Origin of the sequence: Anabaena sp. UHCC 0253, assembly GCF_009712085.1 — a bacterium.
Classification (GTDB): Bacteria; Cyanobacteriota; Cyanobacteriia; order Cyanobacteriales; family Nostocaceae; genus Dolichospermum.
In genome coordinates this window covers 881785-898964 of the sequence record NZ_VILD01000002.1, presented here as the reverse complement: position 1 = coordinate 898964, position 17180 = coordinate 881785, and the positions used below count along the sequence as shown (strand labels likewise).

Sequence of the window (17180 nt, the reverse complement as noted above, 5' to 3'; positions counted from 1 at the left end):
CTCAATTAAACAATCAATAAAAATCAGAATCCAAAAAACCTATCAACAAAACCATCCTGTAAATCCTTAAATCCTGTAAATCCTGATTCTGACAAAAAAAATCGTCTCGCTACGCTCGTAGGGGTAAAGAAAAGAAAGAGCAGAGCGCAAAAGCGCAAAAGGGCAAAGGGCTAAAGAGTCCTCGCCGCACTAACACAGACAACGCGAAAACCGAAATTGAGGAACCTGTCATCGCGAACGTTGTAGTTGCGGTCGGCAGAACGGCAGCCTTCAGGATTGCTGAACCACGAACCACCGCGCAGCACTTTTACACTATCGCTTAGACTTGTCCAAGCACTACCATATTTAGGCGCATTTGTATAATTATCGTGCCAATCATCTTGACACCATTCCCATACATTGCCGTGCATATCATACAAGCCAAAGCTATTAGGCGGAAAACTACCTACTTCTATTGTCTCTTCACGGAATTTACCTTTTGGCTCAGAAGCATAAGTCTCAGTCCCCCTATAATTAGCTAAGTCACTGGTAATCGTTTCTCCAAAATGAAAGGGTGTAGTCGTCCTTCCACGGCAAGCATATTCCCATTCTGCCTCACTGGGTAGACGATATTTAAGCCCAGTTTTTTCACTCAACTTCTTACAAAAATCCACAGCATCATTCCAAGACACCTGCTCAACAGGGCGTTGCTTGGTGAGCGAAGTCGAACCATCATCTTTTTTAAAATTAGAAGGATTCTTACCCATAATTTGTTGATACTGCTCCTGAGTCACTGCAAATCTACCCATAGCAAAAGCAGGTACATTTACCTCATGTTGTGAACCTTCATCATCACTCCGACCCTTTTCTGATGCTGGTGAACCCATTGTAAAAGAACCACCAGGAATCTCCACCATCTCCAGGGTTATATTATTACCCAACTCTTCAATAAAAAGCGTTGCCTCACTAGAAACACGGTTACTAATTTTTCCTTGAGCATCTACTGTTAGTACATCAAAAGTACAAGTACGAGAAGCTCTTTTAATTTCTGGAGTTTTAGGTTTCAAAACCTGATTACCTGCTACTGCTGCAACAAAACCTACACCTCCTAAACCAACCATTTGCAAAAATCTTCTGCGGGTGATTTGCGTTTTTTGAGAACTTGGATTTTTGATTTTGGCAATAATTGATTAAATTTTTCTGGTACTTTCAGATCCAGTAGAGATGGTTTAGTCATAAAATCCAGAAATAGATAATCTTGTAATGGACTATCTTCAGAAATAGTTTTGATAGATGTTTTGGCTATTAATAACTTCAGCCAATTTCCAGAAGTCTCATTAACCTGATTGAATAAGTTTTGGCTCTTCGGTACTTGTTATGCGAAACTATTAGCTATACTCACTAAATAATCTTAAAATATGCATCAATAAATGACTAAAGGTCTTGTAGGGGTTGACATATAAATAGCATTTATTATTAACTATAAATACAATCCAAATTATTTTTAGATAAACTTAAAGTTATGACTGGCAAAAGAGGTATTAAAATTCTAACAGAGATTCTGGATTTAAGCGGTGTAAAAGTTGTATCACATCGCCTTCACACCGGAATTGGAATGATTTTACAAATTGAACAAGAAAAGTCGTTTGCTATCTGCCCTAAATGTGGCACAACCAGCCATAAATTACATCAAAATCATAGACATATTATTAAAGACCTCCCCTTTGGAGAAAAAGAAATATTTTTAGAAATTAATCGCCGACAGTTTAAATGTGAACAATGTAAAAAACCGTTTAGTAAAGATTTAGATTTTGTAAAAAAGAAAAGAACTTTTACAAATCGCCTGGCACATAAGACAATACAAGAAGTTTTAGAGAATGATATTCATAGTGTAGCAGCAAAAGGTATAGTAACAAAAGATGAAATAGAAAGAATGTTAAAAGACGCATCATCAGAATTACCAAACTTAAAACCTATAAATCTGAAAAGGCTGGGAATTGATGAAATAGCTGTGAAGAAAGGACATGGGAATTATTGTGCAGTATTAGTAGATTTAGAGCAGAGCAAACTAATTGCAATTTTAAGCGGACGAACACAAGAAATAATCCGAGAAACCCTTATGGAATGGGGAACAGAGATTTTAGAAAATATAGAAGAAGTCAGTATAGATTTATGGAGTGGCTATAAAACTTTAGTAACAGAATTAATGCCAAATGCTCAGGTTGTAGCCGATAGATTTCATGTAATGACACAGATAAATAAAGAACTAGATACACAAAGAAAAAGAGAAAAACGGAAAGTTGAAGATTTAATCAAGAAAGCAAATACAACAGACAAATCTAAATATGAAGAAATATTAGTTGGATTGAAGAATAGTAAATATCCCTTACTTAAGAATGAAGATAAGTTAACCCAAGAGCAATTAGAGAAACTTATTCAAGTTAAAAATGTCTCCCCTATTTTGAAGGAAATGCACGAATTTAAAGAAAAGATTAGGAAAATATTTAATACTACACAGGATTGGTATACGGGAGTTTTTAAATTAGGTATGTGGTTATCGAGAGCTAAAAAATACTTTCCAAATAGCAATAATACTATTATTCGTTGGTATCAGGAAATTATAGCTTACTTTGATCATAGGACAACCAGTGGTACTGTGGAAGGAATTAATAACAAGCTTAAACTAATAAAACGTTCAGGATATGGATTTAAAAACTTTGAAAATTTCCGAATTAGATGCTTATTAAATTGGCATTTGGTTTAATAGTTTAGCATAACAAGTACCGAAGAGCCTCATTTTATAACTTGAAAATGGCTTGATTAAACGGGCGGTTAGAAACCGCGTCTACACAGGCAAAACCCACACTTCGACAAGCTCAGTGACCTCCTGCGTGGGTTTCCAATTCTTGATTTTTCTTTTAGTCCACTTGTGTGGACTTTGTTTGTGTAGCCGTGAATTTTTATGACGCGATCATTTTTAATTTTTCGATAACTTCATTCATTTCTTGCTCAAGTCTGTTCAATTGTCGCTGTATTTGATTTTTAGTTTCAGCATTTTGTGTTTCATTAAATTGGTTATAAACTGCTTCATAATCACCTTCTAAAATTACTAACCTTTTATTCAGTTCTCTAGCTTTAATTTCTTGGACTCGACTTAAAGAGGGAGATGAGTTTATTGATTGTTGCTGAATAGATTGATTCAACAAACTCCAAGCTTCAAATAATACCGTTGTAGGTATCATAAATGCCGCTTTTACTCCTTCTCGCTTTTTCTCTGCGGCTACAGCCATTCCTACAACTCCCTGTAATGATTCATCCCAAATAGGAGAACCGCTAAAACCCGGCTCAATTTGATACCCCGGAACTTTAATGGCTTCTATCTGTATCCAGCGAGTAGCTTGAATATCACGCAGTTCACCGTCAGCCCAAACACCTGTATCATGTCCTTGGGGAAAACCAAAGATGCGGAATTTATGCTGCCAATAATCTGATGTGGTGACAAGCTGTACAGGACTCACACCCGTTGGTAGAGTCTCTTCTATTTGTAATCCCGCAATATCTTCCTTAGTTTGTCCTGGGTTCACAGGTTGCCAAAATACAACCTTGGCTGTTACTTTTTGTCCAGGGGCAATGAGGGGAAAATCAACCTCTATAGTTTCAGATGGAGAGTCTTGTGTATTAGTGGTAATACCCAAAGCGGCTGTAACTACATGAGCGCAGGTAAGCAGATGGTACTGACTGACCAAAAAACCAGCACCTACAACTTTGCCGTTTTTATTGTAAATGCGAGCGATCGCACTTCTAAAGACTTAAAAGTAATTTTCAGTTGACATAAAACATACTAATCTTAGTCATTACTCCACTTCACAGTAATCTCAAAGGTGACTTCTCCACCCACCGAAGTGATAAAAGCTCCAGCATCAGCACTGAGTTTGATTCCAAACTTGACTTCCATTTCCTTGGGACCCAAGTCTTTAAATTTGTTACTAATGCTGGCAACTACGGGCTTAATATTCTCTATAGCTGCTTCAAAACTCTGCTTTGCCTCTGTAATCATGCGACCAGATGGTAAAGCGGCTCTCTGAATATCATATGTAGATGTATATTCTGATTCTTCAACTTCCACTAAGAATTTACGCCCATCTTCTAGGGTAAACTCAACTAAATGTTTTTCTGCCATATATATGCTGTCAATTAGGCTATGCAATGTTAAATATAAAACATTATCAGCATATTTGAACTGTAAAAAACTGCACTAATATACACCTAGCTGAATTTACCCCAAACTTACCCCAAAAAATTAAGGGAGGAGCATGATACCCCTCCCTGTTCTTATTGCTAAAAGCCTTGAATTGCTTGATTTTCGTTGGTTTTTCTCAAAGGCGACACCCGGATTTGAACCGGGGGATGGAGGTCTTGCAGACCTTTAGCAACCTTTGTTTTACAAGCAATTTAGGACTTATGTCTAAATTTTACCCCAATTTGTTAGTCAAAGCTTAACTTTAAAGAATCTAAGTAAGCTGTGGTTTAAATAAAGTTCAAACCGACTTTCCGCACTTCATTGTGTAATACACATAAATTTCCACAATCTTATTAATAGTGGTTAAATTATTAATAATACGAATTCCAATACTGCACTAGCTTTGTAAACTAGTGTATTTTAAATTACATACAAATTTCTTAGGGGTAGCTCCAGAATAATTACACTTTGCTTACTGGAGTCTCATACTCACGTACTAACCCAGTCAAGACTGATATTTGCTGTTTGCTAGATTGCTCTTCATTTTTAAGTTTCTTTACAAAATTAGTAAAAGTTAGCAAAAAAAACCATTCACCACTTTCCTTAGATAAGCTGATTGAAACTACAAAAATCCCTCAATTGCAACATTAATTGCAATTGAGAGCATGATTATTCACATATTTAGGAGCAAAATAATTACTCTTATATGGGCAATTCAACATTCGACACATCCAATTCAAATTCCCAATATTATCAGTTTGTTACTAAGCAGGTAGCGTCTAAATTAACTGGTTTATCGGGTGACACATTGAAGAGATATAGACTTCAGAAAAAATTGCAGAAGGATATCCATTGGATTACCCTTAATTCAAGAGTTGTCAGATATAATATTACTCTTGTTTTAGATTGGGTACAAAACCATATTAGTAATCCTCAAGCCCACTTGAGAGCAATTGATAATTATTTAGCTAGTTTACCTTCTAGTCAGCCGAAAAGAAAGCGAAATCGTGCTTAGAAGAAGTAATTTAGACTAAACGCAATTTTGTTTATCCGAATAATACAGATGATAAATTCGGATAAATCAAAAGCAAATTGTTCACCACATCATATCAAACAGGAAGTAAAACAATACTTGCTAGTCAAGTAATGTTTTGTTACCTATGTTCATTGCACAAAAAAAGCCATTAGTTAGCAACTATTGTTGCACAACTTATGGCTCTGATTATCATAAAAATTCACAATGATTATATCAAATAACGACGATTTTGACAACAACGTTGTCTCTAATTCACCTATCTCATCATCTAATGAAGAGTGTAATACCCTATCACCACAACATTTAGAAGAATGGGTGAAGGGAAGTGGAGTTTCGGAAGAAATCACTCGTCTCAATGTTAAAACATTGAAAAATAGGGAAGAAATAGCAAAGTATTTAGATTGGCCAAAATACCCTCATTCACCTGGTTGGTGGTGTAGCGGAATCAATCCCAGAAATGGATTACCAATGGGAAAGATGCACGGACAATTTAAGCCAAATAAGCCTTTAAAATTTCCCAACTCAAATAAACCAGCTAAATATCTTTCCTCTAAAGCTCAATATGATGCTATCTGTTTAAATACAGGAAATCCACGCTATTGGTTAGAAATTATTCAAAATATTTCTATACCAATTTTCATAACTGAAGGATGTAAAAAAGCTGGAGCAGGACTAACATATCAATACCCCACATTGGCATTATTAGGGGTAGAAATGGGTTTGGATGAAGGCAAGTTAGTCAGTAATTTAGCAATATTTGCTAAACGAGGAAGAGTTATATACATCTGTTTTGATTCAGATATTGTTCGCAAAAGTTCTGTTAAAAAAGCCCTACTTAGGTTGGGTAAAGTCCTACGTGAGCAAGGATGTAATGTTTATATAGTCATTTGGGAAGAATCTAGGGGTAAGGGAATGGATGATTTTTTAGTTGCTAATGGTAAGGCAGAATTTGAAGTTGCAATTGCAGCAGCACAAGACATTAATGAATTTGAAAACCAAGCCCTCAATGATCAAACTAATAAAATTCAGAAAAATAAATTGCTAGAACAATCATCAATAGCAGAAATTATTGCTCCTAAATGCACGACGTTAAAATTTGATTCACAAATTAGTCAATGGATGAAATATGAAGATGGCTATTGGAGTATAGCCAGTAAGGAAAAAATACTCCAAGTGATTATCAGGGAAATAAAAGCACTGTATCCCGATTTAGGATTTAATTCCAGCTATCCAGAAGGAATAATAAATTTGTTAAAAATTGAGTTATTGTGTCATAAATGGAATGAACCACCTAAACATTTACTTCCCTTTAAAAATGGTGTATTAGATTTAAAAAGTCACCAAATTATTCCTCATTCACCGGATTATTGCTTCTTGAACATTATTGATAGAGAACATGATATCAATACTAAAGATTGGAGTGTTATTCAGGAATGGATGAATTTTGTATTTGAAGATAATGATCACCAAAAACACTTACTTTTGTGCTGGTATGCAGCAGTATTAAGGGGTATGTGGCCACTTCAAAGATTTGCCTTAATTATTGGTTTAGGAGGAACTGGTAAATCTACAGCGATGAAATTAGCTACAGAATTAGTCGGTAAAATGTTTTGTCATAGTTTAACTCTCCCTTCTTTGAACAATAATCAATTTCAAACAGGAAAGATTTATGATAAACGATTAGTTTGTATCAATGATGCTGATCCTTATCGAGGCAACATAGAAAAATTCAAAAATATCACTGGAGGAGATAAACTTAGTATTGAGGAAAAATATAAAACTTCTTTCACAGCGATATACAAAGGAATGGTAATGATAACTGCCAATCAACTTGTTTTTACTGAGGATGATTTAGGAATAGAGAGACGGATGATTCTTTTTAAATTCAATCGGGTAGTGCCAAAAACCGATACTGATTTTTTAGCAAAACTTTGTACACAGATATCTGGCTTCACTAATTATCTACTGAGTATTTCTGAAGAAGAAATTACTCATACCCTAATTAACAAGGTTGATGAAAGTGGAGTCAGAGAGCAAAATGAAATGGAATTTTTACTACAAATAAATTCTGTTGCTGATTGGTTGAATAGTAATTATGTCTATGATCCAAATAATCAGATTTCTATTGGTGCAGACAAAAACAAAACTGAACAACTCTATGGTGATTATTGGAAGTATTGCCAGATGATATCATCTAAATACCATAGTCACAGGGATTTCAGCCCAGAAATTATCCGTCTAGGACGGGGGAAACTGGAAAAGGTTAAAACTAGCAGTGGTTTTGTAATTCGGGGGCTTAAACGGGATAATTCTGGCGGATTCATCGAATCCATTATCCATCAGTCTCATTCAAAATAAAATTTACTTTTTACCCTGCACACCCTTCACTTCCTGCATTTTAGTGTTCAAAAACCTGATTGCGTAAGGGATTGAAGGATGCAGAGTATTTTGTGGGGTATGCAGGATGATGCAGGGAGGAAAAACCCATACTGCATTACCCCATAAATTAGTTAGAGCAAGGCTTTCAGCTATAATTGATTACTGCTATGCAGGGTGTGCAGGGTGAAAATGAAAAAGTTTTAGTTTTCAAATTTACCTCTAAGTTTCTAAAGTAGTCTTGATCAAGTTTAGAGAACTGACTACAGCATCTACACATAAATTCCAGGCAACTCTTGGTGTTGGTGGGATTTTTGATTCTCCCATTAACTTAAAAACAGGTTCTAATTCGGTGTTACCAATGTGTGCCGATCCTATACGAAGTTCATTTAAACCAACAAGAGGAGCAGTTATTTTTCGGGCTTGATTTTCATCTAAACCTTTAACTATCAAAATTCTTTCCAAGAGCTTAATCTGCCTTAATTGCTTGTCTACTTTTCCTCCTAAAGTAGTTAAAGCACTGCGAAGAGAATCAATTTGCATGGTTTCAATAACCCATTCATAAAGAATTTTGGCTAGTTTCAAAACCTCATCATATTCATTGGTAATGGGACCTATGCTCAACCTACATAGGTCTTGCTTGCTTGGTTTTATATGGTTGAACATATCAACAGAAAATTGGTTGTGGAAAACAATACTAACTTGAGAGCATACATCCTCAACTAACTCGGTGACTCCTGGTGAATGAGGTGGATTCTGTTGCATTCTGGTTTCAAACATCTCTTCACAAATTTCACCACTGGGTAATGAAGAAAATGATGCCCAATAGGCTTGTTCAGAAAAATCTAGATCCGCTATATCTGGAGCAAAAGCATTAACGAGTCCTTGTGAATTTATTCCTACATCAATTGTGCCTCTATTGCCAGGTAAGGAAGCTACTCCCCAATTTCGCATATGAAAGAAAACACTGTATCCAGAACCCTGTAAATATTTTTGTAAAACATCTGGGCGGAAATATAAATACCCATAATTTCCAATGCCATTACTAATATAATTACCCAGGTAAGTATTTCTTGGTAAAGTTTGTCTCTTACCTTCACTGTTTACTATAAAACTTGGTAACTCCTCTTCTGGAATTGTTCCAAAGTAGTGCCAAGGACTTCGTTGGAATTTAGGTTTATCATACGGTTCTATTATGAAGTTACGTCGAAGAGTTGAGCGCCCCATAAAATGATTTTTATGAGTGGATTCAGGTGTATGTATGATAGTTGAAAGCGATGTAAACTCATCAATGTAATTATCTTGAATTTGTTCAAGCTCAAGTTCTTCTTCGCTTGGTGCGTTGGCAAAGCGATCGGCAGTTACAGAAATGAGTAATCCCATGTTTACTGCTGATAAAAAGTCTCGTAAGTAATCCCTATGAATGATTACATTAGCAGTAGGATCATAAATATCATGAGACTCAAGATACGTCTCAGCTACCTGAAGATTATCTATTGGATGATAATACTGTGTGTCATTTCTTTTTTGTAAAGCATGGTAAATAGTAAATTCCCGACTTAGTTCAATTGTGTAATCTTCGGTAACTGGATGTTTTATCAATAAGCTGAGAGGACATAATTGGATATCTCCATATTGAGCATAGTTACCAAAACTAAATTCATCTGAAGAACTCCAACCCATCTCAAAAGATAAAGCATGAGTTGATGTAATCTCACTTACTGCTGCATTTAATTGATCAACTGGAACAAGAGCAGAGCGTATTAACCATTCTTCTTTTCTCCAATCTGGAGAGTTGAATGTACTGACTTCATGCCGCCAGAATCTCTCAATGGTAATTGTAGTTCCAATAGTAGGATTGTAAGGTGATTTATCTTTATCCAGATATTGAAACCATTCACGTAGGCTCATAAAATTTCCTCCTAACTTTTGTGATTAACCAATGATAATTAAGAACTGGTATAATCTAATCTTGTCACAGATAATTATAACTGATAAACTTTATGCTGCATCGTTTTAATTACACAACAGATCACGATTACGAGATAGCTAGTCAGTGGAATCCAGTTGGTCTAAAGTTCGTAGAAAATCAAGAAGGTCTTCGAGTTGGAACTAAAGATACTTCCTTGATAGATCAACATAACCCTGGACATTTTTTTGCAGAATTTAAAGTAAATCTCATACCTAAAGAACCTCTTAATTGGTTAGAGATATCTTGCAATCAAGCAATTTCAATTTTGTTAGTTCACTATAATCCATTGCTATATGTATCAGAAAACCTGCATCAAGATTCTGTTAAGTATAGTGAATTGGAACAATTTCAAGATGATAATAGTGTTTTAAGTCAGAAATACAAAGGGCAAATAGTTACCTTTGAAAATGAAATGAAACAATTAGGAAACCACTTTAACCAAGATGTACTGAATAAAGCAAATGAGGCTGACGTAATTGTTTGTTGCTATGGAGAGTTTATGGAATCTCCATACCGTGAAAAACACATCTTTCAAGGCACAAGTCGAGGTAAAGTTTTTATTGCACCATTAAAAGATTATTTTCAGTGCCAAGCTTCCAGCAGCTACTAAATATTTAGTGGAACATATAGCAATCCTATTTGAGTTTTGAACTTATCTGTGGAGGAAAGTAACAGGAAATAGAAAGTCTCCATAAATCATTTAGGATTGCTATAGTAATTTCACAGGTATTATTAATCTAATAAAGCTCTTTCAACTTCATTCGGAGTAACTTCTATTAAATCTTTTGCATTAACTTGCTCAGTTCTATGACTTCGTTCAACTATTCCACCTACACCAACTAATAGTCTAAGAGTTAAATAACTATCAACAGAACCTGGTGTAATGAAAAGATTATCACCCTCTAAAATACCGTAATTTCCTGTTTTTAAGTTTTTGTAAAATGGTTTAGCCATAATTCGTGCTTTTAGTTCTTAGAAAAAAGAAAATACTCATTGCATTTCTTATAGCAATATTTTTAATATATTGTCAATTTTTATAAAAACGACATAGCGATAAATAAACTGAATTTACTTTCTCAATAATACTGCCTGATATAACCATAAGCCTTCTCAAAAAGCTCCTTATCTTGGTGCAACTTATATTTAAACAAAGTCTTTCGCAAAGCCTGTTTCACTTCCCTCTCACCTGCGCTGGTTTTCTGCCAACCAGGGAAGCGTACTAATCTGACTATTTCATCAATATCATTAACAATTCGTTCCACCATTTTTGGTGTTTGCTCATTGCGAACTTCTAAAAATAACTCTGTTAAAGCTGCTTTACCTCTATCGTCTTCTACCTCTGGTGGAGTGTCTTTTTCTGTTTGTAGCAAATCACGAGCTAAATCAAGTAAATCTTTGAGGAAAGCTACGCTGTGAATTTGTCCTTGTTCATGGCGTTCTTTTAGGGCTTCTAAACGTTCTGATAAAGCTCGGAAACGGGGATTATTAATATGTTGGCGTAGTCTTGTGGCAACTTTGATTTCAATTTCCTTAGCTTTCTTTCTGGGGTCTGAAGAATTTAAAACTACTTCTAATAATTCAGCATCTAAAATAATTTCTTCCAAATCATCACGGACTGCTTCTACTCGTACATTTTGATGGATTAATTCAATTGTTTTTGCTCCAAGGGCGTGCCATAAAAGTTTACCCATGCCTGTTGTTGGTTGAACAGAAATGTAAACTTGAGATAGCCATTTATAATCTGTTTGGTAATTAATGAGAATAGGATCTGGTGATATTGCTTCCCATAATTTAGTTAGGTTGTTGTAATCAGCAGCAAAGTTATCACGGACATTATTATTAGGTAAACAATCTTGAGCAGCAATTAATCCTTCATATCCACTCAGATTTCTATCTACTCCTGGGAAATATGCTAAACATTTTTGTACTGCTCCTGGAAGTTCATTTTTTAAAGTATTAATTCCAGAAACGACTTGCTGAAAACCTTGTTCGTCAAAGTCTAATGCTTGGGCTACATCATCAAATACACCCAGATAATCTACTACTAAACCATGTGTTTTTGTATTGCCATAGGTGCGATTAGTCCGACAGATGGCTTGGAGTAAGGTATGGGCTTTTAAAGGTTTATCCAAATACATCGCTTGGAGAATAGGCGCATCAAATCCTGTAAGTAATTTGGCAGTGACGATGATAATTTTTAGAGGATCTTTGGCATCACGATATCTATCTAATAATTTTTCTTCTTGATCTCGATTCCGGTGATAGGGTTTCAATCTCTCATCTTTGCCTGTGGCAGAAATAACTATTTCACTGGCTTCTGGGGGTAAGTGTTTATCTAATTCTGCTTTATACAATAAACAGCATTCTTGATCGTAGGTAACAACCATACCTTTAAAGCCATTGGGAGCTACTTTCTGTAGGTAATGTTGGGCTATGTCTGCACAGATATTAGTAATCCTATCTGGGACTTTCACCAGTACAGCCATTTTAGAAACTGCTTTGGTGAGAGTTTCTCGATCTAATTCTGATAATTCACCTGTTAATTCTGAGTAGGCTTGGTCTATGGCATCTTTATCTATATGCAGTTCTACTAAACGGGGTTCAAAATGCAGAGGCAGTGTAGCTCCATCACGGATAGATTCTTCAAACCCATAGCGACTCATATAGCCACGTTCATCTTCTTCTGCACCAAACGCATAGAAGGTGTTTCTATCTCTTTGGTTGATGGGTGTACCTGTAAAACCGAATAAGAAAGCCTGTGGTAATGCTGCTCGCATTTTCATCCCTAAATCGCCTTCTTGGGTGCGATGGGCTTCATCTACTAGGACAATAATATTTTCACGGGGGTTAAGAACTCCTTTTGCTTCCCCAAATCTAAAAATAGTAGTAATAATAATTTTGCGGGTGTCTTGTTTGAGGAGTTTTTCTAACTCATCACAGGTTTCCGCTTTGACTAAGTTGGGAATATCGGAAGCGTGAAAAGTGGAGCTAATTTGAGCATCTAAATCAAGGCGATCTACTACGATGATGACGGTAGGGTTTCGTAATTGCGATCGCATCCGCATTTTTTGAGCAGCAAATACCATTAACAGGGATTTACCTGAGCCTTGGAAATGCCAAATTAAGCCTTTTTTGGGTCTACCTGCCACTACACGCTCAACTATCTTGTTTACAGCTTCGTATTGTTGATAGCGACAAATAATTTTGATGCGGCGTTTTTTCTTATCAGTGGCAAATAAGGTGAAGTAATTGAGGATATCTAAAATAACTGCGGGACTATGTAGGGAAGCGATCGCATCTTTGAGGGCTGCTAAACTGGACAGAGGTATATTGTCATCTGTTCGCAAAGGCCCCCACAGGTCTACGGGCATACGGATTGAACCATAGCGTAATTCTTTACCTTCTGTAGCTACACTGAAGACGTTACAAGCAAACAATTCTGGGACGTTTTTTTCATAGTCGTCATGTACTTGTAATGCCCCATCTACCCAAGTTACTGCTTTTCTGACGGGGGTTTTAGCTTCAATGACAACGAGGGGAAAACCATTAACTAACAGCACTAAATCCGCTCGACGTTCTTCTGTCCCAGCGCGGTAGGTGTATTGGGTGGTGAGGATGTATTGATTATTTTCTAGGTTGTCAAAGTCTATGAGGCGGACTGTTGTGTGTTCGTGGTTATGGCCAAAGGGCATGGTGCGATCGCCCCGTAACCAGATGGTAAACTCTTCGTTAGCCCGGATGAGTCCATCACTGCGGACTGATAGCACTATTGCCCGTAAGCGGTAGAGGACTTCTTCTGCTAGGTTAGGTTTGGCGGTGATTTCTGGGTTGAGGCGAATTAAGGCATCACGGACAAAGGTTTCAACAAAGACTTCTTGAGGTTGACGGGGGATATTTTGTGAGGGGAGGTAGTTCCAACCAACACCGTTAATTTTTCTGTTTTTGCGTGATAAGCCAGGTTGAGGTGGTGCAGTTTGGGTGATTTTCCCGCAGAGGATATCACGAATAAAGGCTTCGACGGTGTTAGCTTCATTGAACATAATTAAATATCTTTGAGTATTTTAGATAGTAAAAAAGATTTTAAATATCGCATTTCCTTCAAACGTTTAAATATTAAGACTATTTTGTTTTCTAATGTATCTAACAAAAAAACTACTTCTTTCAGAATTTCCTCTGGTGGTAGGGCTATTGGAAGGGAATTAACAATTTTGCTATTAAGATTTAGCATTGTTGTACCAACTGCATTACCTTTTAGCCATCTGACACAATGAACAGACGATATTGCATAAAACACTGCTTTAGATGGAACTGTTTTATCAACACGAATCCGAATTGAACCTGTTCCACAGAGCCATCCTTCATTACAGACTTTGACATATGCTCGGCGGTCTAATTCTCCTCGTCGGGGGAGCAAAATGTCATTAGCTTTTACTTGGTGAACTTTCAGAGTTTTGGCTTTTTGTTCAGAAACTCTTGCAATCTCAGTATCATCAATTTGATCATTTCGCATATTTGCAGGCATAACTACTGGTACTCCCTCAGTCGTATAGTCAGACTGATGCAGTTGAGCGCCAAACGGACCAATTTGGATACCATTCCCACCATCACAAAAATTAGCTAGAGGATATGGAGTATATTTTTCAGGATTAAATTCAGATGCAAGAATGGAAGAACATAACATCAATGTATTATCTAAAAATTTTTGATATGCACCAATAACATTTTGTGTTTCTATTAATAGCTTGGTAATTTCTTTTTGCTCTTCTGGATGTGGTAATACAAACTCAAATTTAGCCAAACTTGTCCAATTTGTTCTTGGTGAAAGTGAACCGGCTGAAGTTCCTACAGCATATTCAAAAAACCGATCTGTTTGACAAATAAACGGTAAAAGTTCAGGAAGCAAAACTTTCGGATTAGCACTTTCAAAAACATAAATATCACCAGAACAAACCCCCTCAAAATCAGCCACAGCCACCTTTCGCTGATAGGCTCGACGCTTACCAAATAAAACCTGTCCAGGCTTAAATTTGCTAGTAAAAGTGATTCCTTCTGCTACAAGTCCCCAGCGCCGAATCCGTAAATCTTCAGGATCAATATGCTCAAGTCCCACATATCGCTCAATACTTTCTATTTCTGATTTAGCAGCACGTTCTTTACTGAGGCGTACCACATCCCCAAACTTTACTAACTTCCACCCTGGTTTTAATGTATCGGCTTGTATCATCTTGAACTTATTCTACCCCTTGAAAACAAAAACTCTCCTTCAAACCATTCATCCAAGAGCGATCTATTAGATGATCATGTTGCAAGCGACCGACCACAATTCCAGAATGAATACCAATACGCACTGCAAAATCAACAACATCAGCTTTAGATTTAAGTTGCGCTAACTCTCCTTCATATTCAGAAGGTATCAAAAATTCCCGCGACCATTGATCAGCTTCCCGTTCTTGTTCAGATTCCAAATTTTCCCCGTTATCCCATTCATCAAGAAAAATATTTTCCTTATTATGTAATAAGATATGTGCAGCTTCATGGAAGAAATTGAACCAAAAGCGATCATTACTTTTACCGTAAAGTGAAAGTTGAATTAGTGCCTTATGGGGATTTAACCATCGCGCTACACCACTAACGTGCGCTCCTTTAATTGCAGGTACTAAAACCAACACAACCCCAGATTCTCGGCATAATTGTTGCATTCGTGGTTCAAATTCTGCTGGTGGTAACACCGTCAAAGTGCGAATTTCCCGCACCGCTTTTTCAAACTTTGATTTACTGTATTTAGGACAATCTAATTTTTCTGCTTCTATTTCCCCCAAACGTAACCATGCAGAAATAGCACCAACATCACTTTGTTCTTCGCGGGTGCGACGAAAATTAACTTCTAAACTTCCGTAGCATTTCTCCCAATCTTCCGGTGAAGCAACACCGAAAAACTGCAATAAATTTTTTACCACTCCTGGTTTATTCTTAGCAATTAAAATGCACTTGGGAATTACACCTTGGTTCATCAACTCTTTAACTGGTAACTGATCTAACCAAGATGTCCACCCCTGTAAGCGGCTTTCTTCTTCTTTCTTAGCTAAAGCAGCGCGATATTGGGCTTCATATCTGAGCCAAAATGCGGCTGTACTTCCTAAAACTCGTTCTAGCTTTAGGGCTGTTTCTTCATTTAGAGATGCTTTGCCGTTAATGAGTAAACTGATATGTTTGGTAGTATAGCCTAAACGCTCTGCCAATTGTGCTTGTGTCCAATCACGCTCTTCTAAGAATTCAGCGATCGCGTCACCAGGGGAAGATACCCAATCGGGAGTAAAGGGTCGGGTGGTCTTAGTCATGGTAATCTCCAATGAAAACAATACAAACAGCAGTAACTTTTGACCAATCAATACTTCCATCCTCAGTCAAGGGGATGGGGTCGTTATCAGGCTTAAATACAAGTCGTTTACCACCTTCCAGATTTACTGCAAATTCACCTGCCCGATCTCCTTTTAAGGGATGGGGATGGCCTATAACTAATTCTGTGACACAACTAGCAACACCAATCATCATCAACTGGGTTCTCAATTTCTTGGTACAGTTTGCACCCAATGTTCTTTGCGCTAGTTTTTCCTGCTCGCATAGTTTTTGCAGTTTGCTGTCAGCGAAGGTGATTTCCATTTGCTAGTGGTCTAATACAAGTTTACCATTTTGGTAAAGAAATTTGTTATATTCCAGAGAAGATATCATATCAATTAATATAATCCTTTACCGTTTTGGTAAAGAAATTTGTTATATCCATGAAAAGGCTGATATCAAAGAATACTTTACCATATTGGTAAATATTTTTCATGTCTCCAAAGAATCCAGCATATCAACTAAAGCATCCATTTCTAGCCAAAAAGCTCTACTGCCTTGTTCCCAATTATCCCAAACTTCAGCTAGTGTCTTTACTTCCTCTGTTTGGCTATTAGCTGTTTTTCGCCGCACATACAGCGGAATAGATAGGGCTTGCTGATTAAAGCTGAAACCCTTGTATAAATAGTGATTGAAGTCTATAAATGGGAAAAAAGTGCAAGGCAATCGGGTAAAATGGGTAAAAATCCTCACAAAAACATAGAAAATGTATCGAAAAATGGAGACTCTACCTACCCCTATAGAAAAGTTTAAACTGCCATTTCAGGGACAATTGGCAGAAGATAATAGATGGGTAATAATGGCGAATTTAATTCCGTGGTCAGAATTTGAAGATCAATATGCGAAACAATTCACGATAGAAATAGGCGCACCAGCAAAGTCTTTTCGAATAGCCATAGGAGCTTTAATAATCAAAGAAAGATTGGGTTTAAGTGATAGAGAAACAGTAGAACAAATAAGAGAAAATCCATATCTACAATACTTTATAGGATTGAATAGCTATAGTAATAAAGCACCATTTGAGGCATCAATGTTAGTTCATTTTAGACAAAGAATAGATATAGAATTAGTGAACAGAATGAATAGAAGCATGGTTAATAATCATGAAAATAAAATCAGTGAGGAAGAAACAGAAAAAAAGTTATTAGTGCTGAAGCGGGAGAAGAAAAAAATAGATGAAG

General features: G+C 36.6%; 16 protein-coding genes. 5 read left to right on the top strand and 11 right to left on the bottom strand.

The window, feature by feature from the left end; genetic code table 11:
- Window positions 1–170: 170 nt before the first annotated feature.
- On the bottom strand, window positions 171–1100 hold the full coding sequence (locus FJR38_RS08285) for a formylglycine-generating enzyme family protein (RefSeq protein ID WP_168536406.1): 930 nt from the start codon (window positions 1098–1100) through the stop codon (window positions 171–173).
- Window positions 1088–1216: a hypothetical protein gene (locus tag FJR38_RS28990; RefSeq protein ID WP_256366918.1), complete on the bottom strand. Its 129-nt coding sequence runs from the start codon at window positions 1214–1216 to the stop codon at window positions 1088–1090. The genes FJR38_RS08285 and FJR38_RS28990 overlap by 13 nt, the downstream gene beginning before the upstream one ends.
- Before the next feature lie 285 nt (window positions 1217–1501).
- Here FJR38_RS28990 and FJR38_RS08280 point away from each other — a divergent pair, with 285 nt between their 5' ends.
- Window positions 1502–2743 (top strand): ISL3 family transposase, encoded by a 1242-nt coding sequence (locus tag FJR38_RS08280; RefSeq protein WP_174763906.1) that lies wholly within the window; start codon window positions 1502–1504, stop codon window positions 2741–2743.
- Between the two features lie 196 nt (window positions 2744–2939).
- On the opposite strand, the gene FJR38_RS29265 is transcribed toward FJR38_RS08280, so the two are convergent.
- On the bottom strand, window positions 2940–3764 hold the full coding sequence (locus tag FJR38_RS29265) for a trypsin-like peptidase domain-containing protein (RefSeq protein ID WP_371418162.1): 825 nt from the start codon (window positions 3762–3764) through the stop codon (window positions 2940–2942).
- Window positions 3765–3826: 62 nt separating this feature from the next.
- A complete protein-coding gene (locus tag FJR38_RS08270; protein WP_168536404.1) occupies window positions 3827–4159 on the bottom strand; it encodes a CU044_2847 family protein in 333 nt (110 codons plus the stop codon).
- A gap of 766 nt (window positions 4160–4925) precedes the next feature.
- Here FJR38_RS08270 and FJR38_RS08265 point away from each other — a divergent pair.
- Window positions 4926–5234: a hypothetical protein gene (locus tag FJR38_RS08265; RefSeq protein WP_168536402.1), complete on the top strand. Its 309-nt coding sequence runs from the start codon at window positions 4926–4928 to the stop codon at window positions 5232–5234.
- Window positions 5235–5459: 225 nt separating this feature from the next.
- Complete coding sequence (locus FJR38_RS08260; protein ID WP_168536400.1) at window positions 5460–7613, top strand: phage/plasmid primase, P4 family; 2154 nt, start codon at window positions 5460–5462, stop codon at window positions 7611–7613.
- Window positions 7614–7853: 240 nt separating this feature from the next.
- On the opposite strand, the gene FJR38_RS08255 is transcribed toward FJR38_RS08260, so the two are convergent.
- Entirely contained in the window at window positions 7854–9542 is a 1689-nt protein-coding gene (locus FJR38_RS08255) for a hypothetical protein (protein WP_168536398.1), read from the bottom strand.
- Between the two features lie 92 nt (window positions 9543–9634).
- On the opposite strand from FJR38_RS08255, the gene FJR38_RS08250 reads away from it, so the two are divergent.
- Entirely contained in the window at window positions 9635–10213 is a 579-nt protein-coding gene (locus FJR38_RS08250) for a hypothetical protein (protein ID WP_168536396.1), read from the top strand.
- A 122-nt stretch (window positions 10214–10335) separates the two neighbouring features.
- On the opposite strand, the gene FJR38_RS08245 is transcribed toward FJR38_RS08250, so the two are convergent.
- The 6 genes from FJR38_RS08245 to FJR38_RS08220 form a co-directional block, all read right to left on the bottom strand.
- Window positions 10336–10557 (bottom strand): hypothetical protein, encoded by a 222-nt coding sequence (locus FJR38_RS08245; protein WP_168536394.1) that lies wholly within the window; start codon window positions 10555–10557, stop codon window positions 10336–10338.
- A gap of 122 nt (window positions 10558–10679) precedes the next feature.
- On the bottom strand, window positions 10680–13643 hold the full coding sequence (locus tag FJR38_RS08240; protein WP_168536392.1) for a type I restriction endonuclease subunit R: 2964 nt from the start codon (window positions 13641–13643) through the stop codon (window positions 10680–10682).
- Between the two features lie 2 nt (window positions 13644–13645).
- Window positions 13646–14827, bottom strand: coding sequence for a restriction endonuclease subunit S (locus FJR38_RS08235; RefSeq protein WP_168536390.1), 1182 nt, complete (start codon window positions 14825–14827; stop codon window positions 13646–13648).
- A gap of 7 nt (window positions 14828–14834) precedes the next feature.
- Complete coding sequence (locus FJR38_RS08230) at window positions 14835–15941, bottom strand: HigA family addiction module antitoxin (RefSeq protein ID WP_168536388.1); 1107 nt, start codon at window positions 15939–15941, stop codon at window positions 14835–14837.
- Window positions 15934–16263 carry a type II toxin-antitoxin system RelE/ParE family toxin gene (locus tag FJR38_RS08225; RefSeq protein ID WP_168536386.1) on the bottom strand — a complete coding sequence of 110 codons (330 nt, stop codon included), beginning with the start codon at window positions 16261–16263 and terminating at the stop codon, window positions 15934–15936. Before FJR38_RS08225 ends, FJR38_RS08230 begins: the two co-directional genes overlap by 8 nt.
- A 168-nt stretch (window positions 16264–16431) precedes the next feature.
- Entirely contained in the window at window positions 16432–16572 is a 141-nt protein-coding gene (locus FJR38_RS08220; RefSeq protein WP_254449391.1) for a hypothetical protein, read from the bottom strand.
- Between the two features lie 133 nt (window positions 16573–16705).
- On the opposite strand from FJR38_RS08220, the gene FJR38_RS08215 reads away from it, so the two are divergent.
- Window positions 16706–17180, top strand: a 475-nt coding sequence (locus FJR38_RS08215) for a transposase (RefSeq protein ID WP_168536384.1), incomplete at its 3' end; no start/stop codon positions are given.